Here is a 16,178-nt window from a genome sequence, read left to right as displayed (position 1 = left end):
CGCCGCCCCTCCGGGGAAACGTGAGTGCGAGCCACGCTCTGGGCAGAACAGTGGGGAGGACGACGCGCCAAGGAGCCGCGGCCGGGACGCCGCGCACCCTTTTCCGTGCCGTTCCACGAGCCGTGGGAGGCTGACCGGTGTCGAGCGCACCCGAGCAGGAGGCGGTCCACGAGGGACGCGCCGCGGGCGGCGGGCTGCCCGCGCAGACCGTCACGGACCCGGCGGGGCCGCCCGCCGCCGCACCGCCCGCCGCCGTACCGGCGCCCGCGGAACCGGTGGCGGAGCCGGCCGCTCCCGCGCTGAACGGCTCACGGCACCCCGCGGCGCCTCCCGTCGGCGCCTGGCCGGGTGCCCCCACTCCGCTCGGAGCACGCTTCCGGGTCGGTCCCGACGGCACCACGGGCACCAACTTCGCCCTGTGGGCCGGCGGCGCGGAGGCCGTCGACCTGTGCCTCTTCGACGAGGACGGCACCGAGACCCGCGTCCCGCTCACCGAACTCACCCACGAGATCTGGCACGGTTTCGTGCCCGGAGTGCTCCCCGGCCGCCGCTACGGCTTCCGGGTGCACGGCCGCTGGGACCCGTGGACCGGCGCCCGCTGGAACCCGGCGAAGCTGCTCCTCGACCCGTACGCCCGTGCCGTGGACGGCGACTTCAGCCTGCCGCCGGAGGTGTACGGGCATGTCCGCGACTGGCCCCAGCAGCAGGTCGCCGACACCGTGCGCGACGACCGCGACTCGGCGCCCCTCGTCCCCAAGGGCGTGGTCGTCCAGGACGACGACGACTGGTCGGACGACCACCGCCCCAAGACCCCGTGGGCGGACTCGGTCATCTACGAACTGCACGTGCGGGGATTCACCCGTCTGCACCCCTCGATCCCCGAGGAGCTGCGCGGCACGTACGCCGGACTGGCGCACCCGGCGGCCGTCGAGCACCTGGTGAACCTCGGGGTGACGGCGGTGGAGCTGCTGCCGGTGCACCAGTTCGCGCACGAGGACCACCTGCTGCGCCGGGGCCTGAAGAACTACTGGGGCTACAACTCGATCGGCTACTTCGCCCCGCACGCGGGCTACGCCGCCTCCGGCACGAGGGGGCAGCAGGTCGGCGAGTTCAAGCGGATGGTGCAGGCGCTGCACGCGGCGGGCATCGAGGTCATCCTCGACGTCGTCTACAACCACACCGCGGAGGCGGACGAACTGGGCCCGATGCTGTCGCTGCGGGGCATCGACAACCGGGGGTACTACCGGCTCCAGCCGGACGCCCGCCGCTACGCCGACTACACGGGCTGCGGCAACACCCTGCACGTCGTGCAGCCACAGGTCCTGCGGCTGATCACGGACTCGCTGCGCTACTGGGTCACCGAGATGGGCGTCGACGGGTTCCGCTTCGACCTGGCGGCAGCCCTGGCCCGGTCCATGCACGACGTCGACATGCTCTCGCCGTTCCTCGCCGTCATCGCCCAGGATCCGGTACTGCGCCGGGTCAAGCTGATCGCCGAGCCGTGGGACGTGGGCTCCGGCGGCTACCAGGTCGGCGCCTTCCCGCCCCTGTGGACGGAGTGGAACGACCGCTACCGCAACGCCGTACGGGACTTCTGGCGCGGGGCGCTGCCCGACGTCCGGGATCTGGGCTACCGCCTGTCGGGGTCGAGCGACCTGTACGCCTGGGGCGGCCGGCGCCCGTACGCCTCCGTCAACTTCGTGACCGCGCACGACGGTTTCACCCTGCGCGACCTCGTGTCGTACGAGCGCAAGCACAACGAGGCGAACGGCGAGGGCAACCGGGACGGCACCGACGACAACCGGGCCTGGAACGGCGGCACGGAGGGAGAGAGCGGGGACGAGGACCTGCGGGCGCTGCGGCGGCGCCAGTTGAGGAACCTGCTGACAACGCTGCTCCTGTCGACGGGGGTGCCGATGCTGGTCGCCGGGGACGAGTTCGGGCGCACCCAGCGGGGCAACAACAACGCCTACTGCCAGGACAACGAGATCAGCTGGGTCGACTGGTCGCAGCTCGACGACCCCGGCTGGCGGGCCCTGTTCGAGCTGACGTCCCGTCTGATCGCGCTGCGGCACGCGCATCCCGTGCTGCGCCGCCGGGCGTTCTTCTCCGGCCGGGCCCACTCGGCCGACGGACTGCGCGATCTGGCCTGGTTCACCGCGCGGGGCGACGAGATGACGGAACGGGACTGGTACGCGCCCGCCGCGACCCTCGGCATGTATCTGTCCGGCCGGGACATCCCCGGACGGGACGCGCGGGGCGCCCCGGTCGTCGACGACAGCTTCCTCGCCGTGCTGCACGCCGGGGACCGGCCGGCCTCCTTCGAGCTGCCGGGGTCGCCCTGGGCCGCCGCGTACGAGGTGGTCGTGGACACCTCGCGCGAGGACCAGGCCGCGGCACCCGCGCTCACGCACCGGGCGGGCACGGCGATCACGGTGCCGGCGCGGTCCGTGCTGCTGCTGAAGGTCCGCTGAAGCGCGCGGGCCGCCGACAGGCGCGAGGGCGATGGGCAGGCGCCGCTTCCGGCCGCCGCGGAGCTCGCCGAAGCCGGTGCCGAGCCGGCCGCTCACCTCGATGACCGGCATGCCCCGGGAGTCGCGGCGAGGGGCCGCCGTCGCATCGGCCGTCGCGCTCGGACCGGCATCGTCCGATCGGTTGATACGGCCGTGCGACGTCCCTCGGGAGCAGCGCTGCGACCGCCCCCTCGGCAGCCCCCGGGACGACCGCTCCGAAGCACTCCGGACGGTCCAGACGCGCCGAAAACTCGGTGGGCACTGTCAGTGGTGAAACGTAGGCTCGCACGTGATGACCACCTCCGATGCAGCCGCCCAGGACCACCCCCACCGTTCGACCGTACGCAGCCTGTTGCGCCTGTGGCCCTATGTACGCCCGGTGCGGGCGAGATGGTTCGGCGCGGCGGTCGTCGCCGTCGTCGCCTCCTGTCTCTCGCTCGTGTTCCCGCTGATCCTGAAGTGGATGGTGGACGGTCCGGTCGCGGGGCACGATCCGGCGGGAGTCTGGCTCGGGGCGCTGTATCTGCTGCTGCTCGGCATCGCCGAGGCCGGTCTGTTCGGGCTGCGCCGCTGGCTGGTGGCCCGCCCACTGGCCGGGGTCGAGGCCGGGATGCGGGCCGATCTGTACCGCCATCTGCAGCGCCTGCCGGTCGCCTTCCACGACCGCTGGGCGTCCGGCCAGCTCCTGTCCCGGGCGACCACCGATCTGATGCTGGTCCGCATGTTCCTGGCGTTCCCGCTGACCTTCCTTCTGGTCAACGGCGTGACGATCCTCGCGGGCATCGTCATCATGCTGGCCCAGGAGTGGACCCTCGGACTGGTGCTCCTCGCCCCCGCCGTCCCCGTCATGATCGTCTGCTGGTTCTTCGAGCGGCGTTACGCGGAGGTGGCGCGGCGGTCCCAGGACCAGGTCGGCGATCTGACGACGGTGGTCGAGGAGAGTGTGCTCGGCATCCGGATCATCAAGGGGTTCGGCCGCCATCGCAGCCAGGCGAGGGCGTTCCGCGAGCTGTCCCGGACGCTGCGCGGCACGGAACTGGTCAAGGCCCGGCTGCTCGCCTCCATCTGGGGCGTCATCGTCACCCTGCCCGAGTTCGCCATCGGCGCGGCCCTCGTCCTCGGTACGGTCCAGGTCGCCGACGGCCGGCTGTCCGCCGGCACGCTGGTGGCGTTCCTGTCGACCGCGCTCGCGCTGCGCTGGCCCGTCGACTCGATCGGGTTCCTCCTCGCGATGAGCCAGGAGGCCGCGACGGCCACCGAGCGGTACTTCGAGGTCATGCGGGCGACGCCGGAGTCGGACGGCACGGCCGCCCCGGCCGCCGCCCTGCCCGCCCTGCCCGCCCTGCCCGCGGCCGGAGTCGGCGACAGCAACGGCAACGGCAACGGCGACAGCAACGGCGACAGCGGACTGCGTTTCCACGGTGTCGAGTTCCGCTATCCCGACGCCCCCGCGGACACGCCCCCGGTGCTGGCCCGCATCGACCTGCACGTCCGCTCCGGCGAGAGCATGGCGCTCGTCGGCGCCACCGGCACCGGCAAGACCACCCTCACCGCGCTCGTCCCCCGCCTGCACGAGGTGACGTCCGGCCGGATCACCCTGGACGGCCGGGACATCACGCGGATGCCCCGCGAGGAGCTGCGCGAACTCGTCGCCGTCGCCTTCGAGGAACCCACCCTCTTCTCGGCCACCGTCGGCGAGAACGTCCTGATGGGCGCCCCCGAGACCGCCGGCCGAACCGAGCTGGACCGCGCTCTCTCCGTCGCGCAGGCCGACTTCGCGCACACGCTGCCCCAGGGCACGGGAACGCAGGTCGGCGAACAGGGCCTCAGCCTGTCCGGCGGGCAGCGGCAGCGGCTCGCGCTGGCCCGCGCGGTGGTCGGCCGCCCGCGCTTCCTGGTGCTCGACGACCCGCTGTCGGCGCTCGACGTGCACACCGAGGCGGCGGTCGAGGCCGCCCTGCGCCGGGTGCTGGCGGAGACGACCGCGCTGATCGTGGCGCACCGCCCGTCCACGGTCCTGCTGGCCGACCGGGTGGCCCTGATCTCCGACGGCCGGATCGCGGCGGTCGGCACCCATCACGAACTGCTGCGCACCCATGCCGAATACGCCCACCTGATGTCGGGCGCAGAGGAGGAGGGCCGATGACGGCGGCGCCCACGACCACCGCACCGGACAAGGAACCGAAGGACGGGCCGCCCTCGGCACCCGAGCCGCACCAGGACCCCTTCGACCACGACACCCTGCCCGCTCCCCCGGGCGCGACCGCGACGCTGCTGCGCTCGCTGCTCGCCCCGCTCCGGGCCCGGGTGGCCCTGACCACCGTTCTGCTGCTGCTCCAGCAGGCGGCCGTGCAGGCGGGCCCGCTGCTCGTGGCGTACGCCATCGACCGCGCCGTACCGGCGTTCCGGCAGGACGACCACGGGCCGCTGATCGCCGTCGGCGCCGTCTACCTGCTGTGCTCGGCGGCCTCCGGCGGGCTCCAGTACGCCTTCATCATCGCCTCGGCCCGGATCAACCAGGACGTGCTGCTCGATCTGCGCGGCCGGATCTTCCGGCACGCCCAGGCGCTCAGCGTCGACTTCCACGAGCGCTACACCTCGGGCCGGCTGATCTCCCGCTCCACGACGGACGTCGAGTCGCTGCGCGAACTGCTCAGCGAGGGGCTCCAGGAACTCGTCACCGTCATCCTGTCCTTCGTCTACATCTCGGCGATGCTTCTCTGGCTGGACGCCGGTCTGGGCGCGGTCGCGGTGGCCTCCTTCGTGCCGCTGTATCTGCTCATCCGCCGCTACCAGCGCCGTGCGGGGCAGATCTTCGCCGTCCGTTCGACGACGATCGCCGCGGTGATCGTGAAGTTCGCGGAGACGATGAACGGCATCCGGCCGGTGCGCGCGTTCCGCCGTGAGGCCGCCAACGAGGCCGAGTTCAGGGTGCTCAACCGGCGGCACGAGCGGACGAACGGCGACGCCCTGCTGGAGATGGCGCGCTATGTCATCGGCTCCCGTCTGGTCGCCAACACGGCGGTCGCGGGCATCGTGCTGTGGGGCGCCTACCGGGTGGCGTCGGATTCGCTGGCGCTCGGTGTGCTCGCCGCGGCGGTCCTCTATCTGCGCCGGCTCTACGACCCCATCGACCGCCTCGGCATGTTCCTGAACTCCTACCAGTCCGCCGCGGCCTCCATGGAGAAGATCGCCGGTCTGCTGGCCCAGACGCCGTCCGTGCCGGAGCCGTCCGCGCCCCGGGAGCTTCCGGCCCTCGCCTCCGAACATCCCGGCCGCGAGGTCGTGTTCGACGGGGTCCGCTTCGCCTATCGCACCGGCGGGGAGGTCCTGCCCTCCTTCTCGCTCACCCTGCCCGCCGGACAGACGGTGGCCGTGGTCGGCTCGACCGGCGCCGGCAAGTCGACGCTGGCCAAGCTCCTGGCCCGGTTCTACGACCCCTCCGACGGCCGGGTCCTGCTCGACGGCGTCGATCTGCGCGAGCTGGCGGTGCCCGAACTGCGGCGCGGGGTCGTGATGGTGACCCAGGAGGCGTTCCTGTTCTCGGGCACGGTCGCCGAGAACATCGCGATCGGCCGCCCCGAGGCGTCCCGCGAGGAGATCGAGCGGGCGGCGAAGGCGATCGGCGCGCACGACTTCATCAGCGCGCTGCCCGACGGCTACGACACGGACGTACGCAAGCGCGGCGGCCGGATCTCCGCCGGCCAGCGTCAACTCGTCGCCTTCGCACGGGCGCTGCTCGCCGACCCGGCGGTCCTGATCCTCGACGAGGCGACCAGCTCCCTGGACATCCCGGGCGAACGGGCCGTGCAGCGGGCCATGTCGACGGTCCTGCGGGGCCGTACGGCGGTGGTCATCGCCCACCGGCTGTCGACGGTGGCGATCGCCGACCGGGTCCTGGTGATGGAACACGGCCGGATCGTCGAGGACGGCCCGCCCGCCGAACTCATCGCGGGCACGGGCCGCTTCGCGGACCTGCACAGGGCCTGGCGGGACAGTCTCGTCTAGCGGGGGACGGGCGGAACCGCGGGCCGGCAGGTGAAACCGCGGGCGGACGGGCGGACCCGCGGGCGGCGGGCGGAAGAGGGAGCGGAAGAAGGCTGATGATCGACACGTACGGGGATCCGGGGACGCCGGACCGCCGGGGCGGCTGGCGGTTCCTTTGGTGGCTGGTCACCCGGCAGGCGCAGCGGTCGGTCACCGGCGCGGTGGTCTCCACCGTGTGGATGGGGCTCACGGCACTGACGCCGTATCTCCTGTCCCGGGCGATCGACGACGGGCTGGAGCCGGGTGACGGGGCCGCGCTGGCGGGCTGGACGGCCGCCGTGCTCGCCACCGGCGCGTTCAACGCCGGTCTGGGTGTCGTGCGGCACCGCACGATGACCAAGGTCCGGATGGACGCCAACTTCCGCACGGTCAAGCTCGTGGTCGAGCACGCGGCCCGGCTCGGCGCGGCGCTCTCGCGGCAGACCGGCACGGGGGAGATCGTCACGGTCGGTGTCCGCGACGTGGGCACGATCAGCAACTCGCTGACGGTCGTCGGGCCCGGTCTGGCCGCCGTCGTCACCTACGGCGTGGTGGCCGCGCTGCTGCTGCCGGTCTCGGTGCAGCTCTCCGCGGTGATCCTGCTCGGGGTCCCGCTGACGGCCGGGCTCGTCGGGCCGCTGACGGTCCGCCTCCAGGGAACGGAGACGGGATACCGCGAACGGCAGTCCGTCCTGACCGCGCGCGTCGGCGACCTCGCGGGCGGTCTGCGCGTCCTGAACGGCCTCGGTGGCAAGGGACTGTTCGCGGACGCGTTCCGCCGCGACTCGCGGAAGCTGCGCGAACAGGGCTACCGGGTCGGCGCGGTGACGAGCTGGATCCAGGCCCTGGGCGTGGGCATGCCGACCGTCCTGCTGGCCGCGGTGACCTGGCTCGCGGCCCGGCTGGCGGCCCAGGGAGACATCACCATCGGCCAGTTGGTTTCCGTGTACGGCTATGTCGCGGTCCTCGTGCTGCCGGTGTACTTCTTCATCGACTGCGGCTACGAACTCTCCCGGGCCGTGGTCGCCGCCCGGCGCGTCGTACGGTTCCTGTCCCTGGAGCCCGTCGCCTCTCCGCCGGACGCGCTCGACGCCCCGGGGTCCCCTGCGGTGCTGCACGATCCGGAGTCCGGGGTCCGCGTGGTCCCGGGAAGGCTGACCGTGCTGGCCGGGGCCCGCCCCGAAGAGTCCGCGGCCGTGGTCGACCGCCTCGGCCGGTACGCGGCCTCGGACGTGACCTGGGGCGGCGTACGGCTCGACGCGCTCGCGCTGCCCCAGGTGCGCGAACGGATCCTGGTCGCCGACAACGAGGCCGACCTGTTCGCCGGCACACTGCGCGAGTCCGTCCGGGCGCGCCGGGATCCCGACGACGAGACCATCGGCCGGGCCGTGCGCGCGGCCGCGGCCGACGACATCGTCCTCGGGCTGCCGGACGGCCTCGACGCGGCCGTCGACGCGCAGGGCCGGAACCTGTCCGGCGGCCAGCGGCAGCGGGTCCGTCTCGTGCGTGCGCTCCTCGCGGATCCCGAGGTGCTGCTCGCCGTCGAACCGACCTCGGCGCTCGACGCCCACACCGAGGCGACGGTCGCGGCCCGGCTGCGCGCCGCCCGCACGGACCGTACGACCGTCGTGACGAGCACGTCGCCGCTCGTGCTGGACCACGCGGACACCGTCTGCTTCCTCGTCGACGGCAAGGCCGCGGCCACCGGCAGCCACCGCGAACTCCTGCGGACGGAACCGGGATACCGGTCGCTGGTCTCCCGCGACGCGGAGCCGGAGGAGGACACGGAGACGGACGACGCGGGAGACGCGGGCCCGGGTGCCGGCGTGGACGGGGAGGTGGCGCTGTGACGGGCGGGCTGCCGGTGGCGGGGCGCGCCGAGGTGCGGCGGGCGGCGCTGCGGCTGATCCGTGCGGACGGGCGGGTGTTCGGCGCCGTGCTCGCCCTCAACGTGCTGGCCGCCGGGGCCGGCCTGGTCGGCCCCTGGCTGCTCGGGCGGATGATCGACGACGTGCGCGGGGGCGCCGGTGTCGAGGCGGTGGACGGGCCGGCGCTCGTCATCCTGCTGGCCGCGCTGGTCCAGCTCCTGCTGTCGCGCTGGGCCGCGTATGTCGGCTACCGCTTCGGCGAGCGGACCCTCGCGCGGGTGCGCGAGGAGTTCGTGGAGCGGACGCTGACGCTGCCCGCGTCGGTCGTGGAACGGGCGGGCACCGGCGATCTGACGGCACGCGCCACCGCCGACGTCACCGAGGTGGGCACCATCCTGCGCGACTCGGGACCCCAGCTCCTGATCTCCGGCGCACAGGCGCTGTTCGTCCTCGTCGCCGTCTTCGTCATCGACCCGCTGCTCGGCCTCTGCGGGGTCCTCGGACTGACCGGCATCGGCTTCGCGCTGCGCTGGTATCTGCGCCGGGCGCGTAGCGCGTATCTCGCCCAGGGGGCCGCCGGCTCGGAGGTCGCCGAGATCCTCGCGGCCACCGCGTCCGGTGCCCGTACGGTGGAGGCGTTCGGGCTGCGCGAGCGCCGGACGCGGGCGAGCCGGGACGCGCTGGAGGTGTCCCGGGTGACGCGGATGCGGACGCTGTTCCTGCGCAATGTGTTCTTTCCGGCCGTGGAGATCTCGTACGTCCTGCCGGTCGTGGCGGTCCTCCTGGTGGGCGGTGCGCTGCACGCCCGGGGCACGCTGAGTCTCGGCACCGTGGTCGCCGCGACGCTCTATCTGCACCGGCTCGCCGAACCGCTCGACCAGATCCTGGGCCAGGTCGAGCAACTGCAGAGCAGCGGCGCCTCGTTCGCCCGCGTGGAGGGGCTCGCCGGCGCGCCGCGCGCCGTCCCGGCCGGCTCTCCCGTACCGGAGGACGACCGGATCGACGTCACCGGCGTGCGCTACGCGTACGAGCGCGGCGGCGAGGTGCTGCGCGGGGTCGATCTGACGGTGCGGCCCGGGGAGCGGCTGGCCGTCGTGGGCCCCTCCGGCGCGGGGAAGACCACGCTGAGCAGACTGCTGGCGGGTGTCGACGCTCCGGGCAGCGGGTCGGTGACGGTCGGAGGGGTGCCGGTCGTCGACCTCGACCCGGAGCAGCTTCGCCGGCACGTCGTCCTCGTCACCCAGGAGCACCACGTGTTCCTCGGCACGGTCCGCGACAACCTGCTCATCGCCGAACCGGACGCCGACGACGCCGCCTTGTGGGCCGCTCTCGCGGCGGTCGGCGCGGAGGACTGGGCCGGGGACCTCCCGGACGGGCTGGACACCGAACTGGGGCCCCAGGCCATGCGCGTCGACGGCTCCCGGGCCCAGCAGCTCGCGCTGGCCCGGGTGGTGCTCGCCGACCCGCACACCCTGATCCTCGACGAGGCCACGGCGCTCCTCGACCCGACGACCGCACGGCACACGGAGCGCGCGCTGGCCACCGTGCTGGAGGGCCGGACCGTCATCGCGATCGCCCACCGGCTGCACACCGCCCATGACGCGGACCGGGTGGCGGTGATGGAGGACGGCCGGCTGTCCGAACTGGGCACGCACGACGAACTGGTGGCGGCCGGGGGGCCGTACGCGGCGCTGTGGCACTCCTGGCACGGGGACCGGGACCCCTCCGCCGGCTGAACCGCGTCCGCTGACCGGACCGGGCGCACGGCACCAGCTACTCGGGACCGCTTTCCGGGGGCTCGCTTTCCGGGGGCTCCTCGCCGGGTTTCCCGGCCGTCCCGCGGAGCAGTTCGGTGAGGGCCGCTTCGAGGTCGTCGTCGGCCTGGCGCTGCAGGGCCCCGGGATCCGGGTGCGGGGCGGCCGGCTCTCCGGGGGCGGGGGTGGCGGGCGGCTGCCCGCCGAGGAGCCGGTCGTGGATCCACCGGCAGGCCTCGTCCTCGTCGGTGAACCGCTCGAAGACCTGGCGGGCCCCCCGCTCGTGGACGCCCACGGTCCAGTCGCCCTCGTGGCCGTCGAGGAAGTAGCGGTCGGCCGCGAAATGGCGGCCCGGACAGTCCACGATCTCGTAGGACGTGGCGGGAACCCGGGCCGCTTCGAGGGCCCGGCACAGCGCGAACCGGTCCATGCGATCCCCCTTCCGCCGGGGCGGAGCCGGCCCGGTCGTCGCCGGGGCCGGCTTCCGCGCGCGGTCGTACGCCTCCGTCAGAGGGGCGTGGTCAGTCGTTGGTGCGCACCAGCGTGCCGTTGCTCACGAGGTCCCCCACCGTCGTGCGCGGGATGTCCGGGCAGAACCGGCTCGACGTCACGTACTGGGTGCCGAGGCCGGGCTGCTCGAAGCCGGGGGCGGTCCGGCCCGCGCAGACCGTCACGTCCTTGGCCAGCTTGTAGGAGTGGTAGTTGTACGGGTAGCGCGGGTCCGAGGTGTTGAGGCTCGACGGCGGGATGACCCGCTTGCCGTACTTGGTGCCCTCCGGGGCCAGGAAGCGGCCCGCCTCGCTGCCGAAGCGGTCGAGCCGCAGGCCCGCGTGGAGGAGGAGCGGGGCGGCGATCACCGTCCCGTTGCGGTGGGTGAAGCCGTCGTCCGGCGGGTAACGCCAGTCGCCCTGGCCCGAGTCGGCGGTGGGGTCCCACCACTTGTCGAGGAACCGCACGGCGGTGAGACCGCCGAGGCGGTCGTACCGGTGGAGGATGTGCCCCAGGATGCCCCTGGTCGGCAGTTGCCGGGGACCGAGGCGCCAGTCACCGCAGAAGAAGAGGCGGCGCAGCCTCGGCGGGACGGGGTCCGGCACGAGCCCCCTGCACACGCGCGAGGGGTCGGACGCGTTCTGCTGGTCCGCCGGCTTCACATGCCCGGGGGCCGGCTTCGGCCCCGGGGTGGCGGACAGGGCGTGGACGGCGCCGGCCGTGCGGCCGTCGTCGGGGTGGGCGGACGCCGTGGCCGGGACGGAGGAGCCGAGCATCAGGGAGCCGGCCAGGCCTCCCAGCGCCGCGAGGCTCACACACCAATGTGACCTTCTCACCAAACCTCCTGCGGGTGTACCTGTCCGGATCGCACCGCCTCGCCCGGTCGGGGACGCCGGGTACGGGCCGGAATGCCGGGGATCACTCAAACCGCGGGGGCGGGGAGCGGGCGAGCGGACGTGCCGGAAGGCCCCCGAAAGGGTCTGGCCTTCATTCCGTTGCTGACGGCGGGCCGGTCATCTGGCGGTACGGGCGGCCCGGCCGGAGTTCGCGCAGGGGTGCGCCGAGGCGGCCCGGCCGGAGTTCGCGCAAGGGTGCGCCGAGGCGCCCCGAAGGGTTGGCCGAAACACCGTCACCCCGCACGCCGGGACGAACATCCGAAGGCGAGTCCGTATATCGAACATGACTAACCGGACAACGAACCGTTTCCGGCCATTTTTGTGACGCGGTCCTGACAGAAAGGGTTATCTCCTGCCACTCTTCCCTCGGCCACTTCACAGCCACCTCACAGCAACGTCGGCTGTGCCGGGCCGAACGACCCCATGCACCTGGTTCCGCGTACGTCCAGTTCTGCCCGGACGGTTTCGTCGATCGTCCGGTCTCCCCTGGCCGCGCGATCCGCGGCCATGCAGAAGGAGTCAGTGTTGAGCACCAGTTCTCCCCACAGACGCACCTCCCACATCACCAAGCGCCGCGTCACCGGTGTCGCCCTCGTGGGTGTCACCGCCCTGCTGGCAGCGGCCGTCCAGTCGGGCGCCGCCAGCGCCGCCCCCGAACAGGCCCCCCGGGCGGGCCGGGTCGACCCGGGCGCCGTCGCGATGAAGCTCACCGCCTCGCAGCGCGCCGAGCTGATACGCGACGCCGACGCGGCCAAGGCCACGACCGCCCGGGACCTGGGTCTCGGCGCCGGCGAGAGCCTCGTCGCCCGTGACGTCATGAAGGACGCCGACGGCACCGTCCACACCCGCTACGAGCGGACGTACGAAGGACTGCCGGTCCTCGGCGGCGACCTGGTCGTCGACACCTCCAAGTCCGGGAGGACCGGGCACGTCTACAAGGCCACGAAGGCGTCCCTGAAGGTCGCCGAGCTCAAGCCCGTGGTCGCCGCGGACACGGCGGAGAAGCAGGCACTGGCCGCCGCCAGGGCCGCCGGTTCGAAGAACACCGCGGCCGACCGCGCGCCCCGCAAGGTGATCTGGGCCGCGAGCGGCAGGCCGACCCTCGCCTACGAGACCGTCGTCGGCGGCCTCCAGGACGACGGGACCCCCAACGAGCTGCACGTCATCACCGACGCGGCCACCGGCAAGAAGCTCTACGCGTACCAGGGCATCGAGACCGGCATCGGCAACACCCAGTACAGCGGCCAGGTGACCCTGACGACGACGCAGTCGGGCTCCAACTACACGCTGACCGACGGCGCGCGCGGCGGCCACAAGACGTACAACCTGAACCACGGCTCGTCGGGCACCGGCACGCTGTTCTCCCAGACGAGCGACACCTGGGGCAACGGCACCACGTCGAACGCCGCCACCGCCGGCGCGGACGCCCACTACGGCGCCGCGGAGACCTGGGACTTCTACAAGAACACCTTCGGTCGCAGCGGCATCAAGAACAACGGCGTCGGAGCCTACTCCCGCGTGCACTACGGCAACGCGTACGTCAACGCGTTCTGGGACGACGGCTGCTTCTGCATGACCTACGGCGACGGGTCCGGGAACGCCGACCCGCTGACCGCGCTGGACGTGGCCGGCCACGAGATGAGCCACGGCGTCACCTCCAACACGGCGGGCCTCAACTACTCGGGCGAGTCCGGCGGTCTGAACGAGGCGACCTCCGACATCTTCGGCACCGGCGTGGAGTTCTACGCCAACAACTCGACCGACGTGGGCGACTACCTCATCGGCGAGAAGATCGACATCAACGGCGACGGCACCCCGCTGCGCTACATGGACAAGCCGAGCAAGGACGGCGCCTCCAAGGACTCCTGGTACTCCGGCGTCGGCAACGTCGACGTGCACTACTCGTCGGGTGTCGCCAACCACTTCTTCTACCTGCTGAGCGAGGGCAGCGGCGCCAAGGTCATCAACGGCGTCAGCTACAACTCGCCCACCTCCGACGGGCTTCCGGTCACCGGCATCGGCCGCGACAAGGCGCTGCAGATCTGGTACCGCGCGCTCACCACCAAGTTCACCTCGACCACCAACTACGCGTCGGCCCGCACGGGCACGCTCGCGGCAGCGGGCGAGCTGTACGGCACGACGAGCGCCGAGTACACGGCGGTGCAGAACGCCTGGGCCGCCGTGAGCGTCGGTTCACGGCCGGGCGGTGGCGGCGGAGGCGGTACGTCGTTCGAGAACACGGCCGACGTATCGATTCCGGACAACGGAGCGGCGGTCACCTCGTCGATCACGGTCAGCGGCCGTACCGGCAACGCCCCGTCGAACCTCGCGGTCGCGGTGGACATCGTGCACACCTGGCGGGGCGACCTTCAGATCGATCTGGTCGCCCCCGACGGCTCGACCTACCGCCTGAAGAGCACCAGCTCGTCCGACTCGGCGGACAACGTGAACGCGACCTACACGGTCGACGCGTCCTCCGAAGTCGCCAACGGCACCTGGAAACTGAAGGTCCAGGACAAGGCGGCCCAGGACACCGGCTACATCAACAGCTGGAAGCTCACCTTCCCGTAGGCCGCGCCGGAAGTCCGCGCGCGAGCGGTGCGCCAGGGCGCCGCCCCGGAGGTTCGACTCCCCGGGGCGGCGCCCTCCTTTGCCCGAAAGGGAGTTTGCGCCGACCGGCCCTTGGCACGGGCCGGCTCGCACCCCGGGAACACAAGTGTTCACCCGATCGACGATTTTCGGCCAAGGTCTTTATGGGCTCCTGACATGTACGCGGCCGGGGTGGCACGCTTCACCCGCACGGCTCACCCGCACCGCAACTTCCCAACCGTCCATCCGGCCCCCACGCCGTTCGGACGTCCCCACACGAAGGAGCTTGCGTGACCCCCCTCTACGCGCGTCACAAGCGCACCACTCTGGCCATCGCCACCGCTGTCGCCGCCGGAGCCCTGCTCACCACCGGTCTGACCACCGGAGCTTCCGCCCAGACCGAGGCGTCCCCCGCCGGCCGGGTCACCCCCCTCGCCGCGTCGCCGGTCCAGCTCTCCACCTCCGCCCGCACCGCGCTCATCCAGAAGGCCGACGCCGCCAAGACGGAGACGGCCCGGCGAATAGGCCTCGGTGCCAAGGAGAAGCTCGTCGTCAGAGACGTCGTCAAGGATGCCGACGGCACGGTCCACACCCGTTACGAGCGCACGTACAACGGACTTCCGGTCCTCGGCGGCGACCTCGTCGTGCACGAGAGCAAGGCCGGCAAGGCCGAGGGCGTGACCCGTGCGACCAGGACGGCCATCAAGGTCGCCTCGCTCAAGCCGCTGGTCACCACCGCCAAGGCCGAGAAGCAGGCGCTGACCGCCGCCAAGGACGCGGGCTCGGCCAAGACCGCCGCCGACCAGGCTCCCCGCAAGGTGATCTGGGCCGCCACCGGCAAGCCGACCCTCGCCTACGAGACCGTCGTCGGCGGCCTCCAGGACGACGGCACCCCCAACGAGCTGCACGTCATCACCGACGCGGCCACCGGCAAGAAGCTCTACGAGTACCAGGGCATCGAGACCGGCACCGGCAAGACCCTCTACTCGGGCACGGTCACCCTCAACTCGACCCTGTCGGGCTCGACCTACAGCCTCACCGACAGCACCCGCGGCAGCCACAAGACGTACAACAAGTCGCACGGCACGAGCTCCTCCGCGGGCACGCTGTTCACCGACGCGGACGACGTCTGGGGCACCGGCGCGGCCTCCAGCTCCACCACCGACCAGACCGCGGCCGCCGACGCCGCCTACGGCGCACAGGCGACCTGGGACTTCTACAAGAACACCTTCGGTCGCAGCGGCATCAAGAACAACGGCGTCGGAGCGTACTCACGCGTCCACTACGGCAACGCGTACGTCAACGCGTTCTGGGACGACAGCTGCTTCTGCATGACCTACGGCGACGGCACCAGCAACACGCACCCGCTGACCTCGCTCGACGTGGCCGGCCACGAGATGAGCCACGGCGTCACCGCCAACACCGCCGGCCTGAACTACTCGGGCGAGTCCGGCGGTCTGAACGAGGCCACCTCGGACATCTTCGGCACCGGTGTCGAGTTCTACGCGGCGAACTCCTCCGACGTGGGCGACTACCTCATCGGCGAGAAGATCAACATCAACGGCGACGGCACCCCGCTGCGCTACATGGACCAGCCCAGCAAGGACGGCGGCTCCGCCAACTACTGGTCCTCCAGCGTCGGCAACCTCGACGTGCACTACTCGTCCGGCGTCGCGAACCACTTCTTCTACCTCCTCTCGGAGGGCAGTGGCGCCAAGACGATCAACGGAGTCAGCTACAACTCGCCGACGTACAGCGGCTCCACGGTCACCGGCATCGGCCGGGCCGCGGCGCTGCAGATCTGGTACAAGGCGCTGACGACGTACTTCACGTCCTCGACCAACTACAAGTCCGCCCGCACGGGCACCCTGTCGGCGGCGGCGGCGCTGTACGGCTCCGGCAGCACCCAGTACAACGCGGTGGCGGCGGCCTGGACCGCGGTCAACGTCAGCTAGCACGAACGTAATCGAACCGAGGCGGGGGGCCCGCCCCCCCGGCGGGCGGGGGGGCGCCCCCCGGGCGGGCCCGCGGGCGCGCGCGCGC

9 protein-coding genes are annotated in these 16,178 nt (G+C 72.4%); 7 read left to right on the top strand and 2 right to left on the bottom strand.

Annotated features, from left to right (window positions below):
• Positions 1–137 precede the first annotated feature (137 nt).
• The 5 genes from glgX (at position 138) to ACFXGX_RS09185 (ending at position 10,143) form a co-directional block, all read left to right on the top strand.
• Entirely contained in the window at positions 138–2,474 is a 2,337-nt protein-coding gene (gene glgX, locus ACFXGX_RS09205) for a glycogen debranching protein GlgX (RefSeq protein ID WP_384786979.1), read from the top strand.
• Between the two features lie 331 nt (positions 2,475–2,805).
• Complete coding sequence (locus ACFXGX_RS09200) at positions 2,806–4,659, top strand: ABC transporter ATP-binding protein (protein ID WP_384786976.1); 1,854 nt, start codon at positions 2,806–2,808, stop codon at positions 4,657–4,659.
• Entirely contained in the window at positions 4,656–6,521 is a 1,866-nt protein-coding gene (locus ACFXGX_RS09195) for an ABC transporter ATP-binding protein (protein ID WP_384786973.1), read from the top strand. The genes ACFXGX_RS09200 and ACFXGX_RS09195 overlap by 4 nt, the downstream gene beginning before the upstream one ends.
• Before the next feature lie 95 nt (positions 6,522–6,616).
• Positions 6,617–8,389, top strand: coding sequence for an ABC transporter transmembrane domain-containing protein (locus tag ACFXGX_RS09190; RefSeq protein ID WP_384786968.1), 1,773 nt, complete (start codon positions 6,617–6,619; stop codon positions 8,387–8,389).
• Entirely contained in the window at positions 8,386–10,143 is a 1,758-nt protein-coding gene (locus ACFXGX_RS09185; protein ID WP_384786966.1) for an ABC transporter ATP-binding protein, read from the top strand. Before ACFXGX_RS09190 ends, ACFXGX_RS09185 begins: the two co-directional genes overlap by 4 nt.
• 37 nt (positions 10,144–10,180) lie before the next feature.
• On the opposite strand, the gene ACFXGX_RS09180 is transcribed toward ACFXGX_RS09185, so the two are convergent.
• Positions 10,181–10,591 carry a hypothetical protein gene (locus ACFXGX_RS09180; protein WP_384786963.1) on the bottom strand — a complete coding sequence of 137 codons (411 nt, stop codon included), beginning with the start codon at positions 10,589–10,591 and terminating at the stop codon, positions 10,181–10,183.
• A gap of 91 nt (positions 10,592–10,682) precedes the next feature.
• Positions 10,683–11,465 carry a TNT domain-containing protein gene (locus ACFXGX_RS09175; protein ID WP_384786960.1) on the bottom strand — a complete coding sequence of 261 codons (783 nt, stop codon included), beginning with the start codon at positions 11,463–11,465 and terminating at the stop codon, positions 10,683–10,685.
• A 588-nt stretch (positions 11,466–12,053) separates the two neighbouring features.
• On the opposite strand from ACFXGX_RS09175, the gene ACFXGX_RS09170 reads away from it, so the two are divergent.
• The gene (locus ACFXGX_RS09170; RefSeq protein WP_384786958.1) at positions 12,054–14,117 is read left to right on the top strand and encodes a M4 family metallopeptidase; all 2,064 of its coding nucleotides are present in this window, start codon (positions 12,054–12,056) and stop codon (positions 14,115–14,117) included.
• A 308-nt stretch (positions 14,118–14,425) separates the two neighbouring features.
• A complete protein-coding gene (locus tag ACFXGX_RS09165; RefSeq protein ID WP_384786955.1) occupies positions 14,426–16,090 on the top strand; it encodes a M4 family metallopeptidase in 1,665 nt (554 codons plus the stop codon).
• The last annotated feature ends 88 nt before the right edge of the window (positions 16,091–16,178 follow it).

Origin of the sequence: Streptomyces sp. NPDC059371, from assembly GCF_042751995.1 — a bacterium.
Classification (GTDB): domain Bacteria; phylum Actinomycetota; class Actinomycetes; order Streptomycetales; family Streptomycetaceae; genus Streptomyces.
This window is presented reverse-complemented; position numbering and strand designations above follow the sequence as displayed.

What these genes read in the sequence shown, in the direction of transcription:
- ACFXGX_RS09195 (WP_384786973.1), top strand. Translation starts at nt 4,656, where the DNA reads ATGACGGCGGCGCCCACGACCACCGCACCGGACAAGGAACCGAAGGAC.
- ACFXGX_RS09190 (WP_384786968.1), top strand. Translation starts at nt 6,617, where the DNA reads ATGATCGACACGTACGGGGATCCGGGGACGCCGGACCGCCGGGGCGGC.
- ACFXGX_RS09180 (WP_384786963.1), bottom strand. Translation starts at nt 10,591, where the DNA reads ATGGACCGGTTCGCGCTGTGCCGGGCCCTCGAAGCGGCCCGGGTTCCC.
- ACFXGX_RS09170 (WP_384786958.1), top strand. Translation starts at nt 12,054, where the DNA reads ATGCAGAAGGAGTCAGTGTTGAGCACCAGTTCTCCCCACAGACGCACC.
- ACFXGX_RS09200 (WP_384786976.1), top strand. Translation starts at nt 2,806, where the DNA reads ATGACCACCTCCGATGCAGCCGCCCAGGACCACCCCCACCGTTCGACC.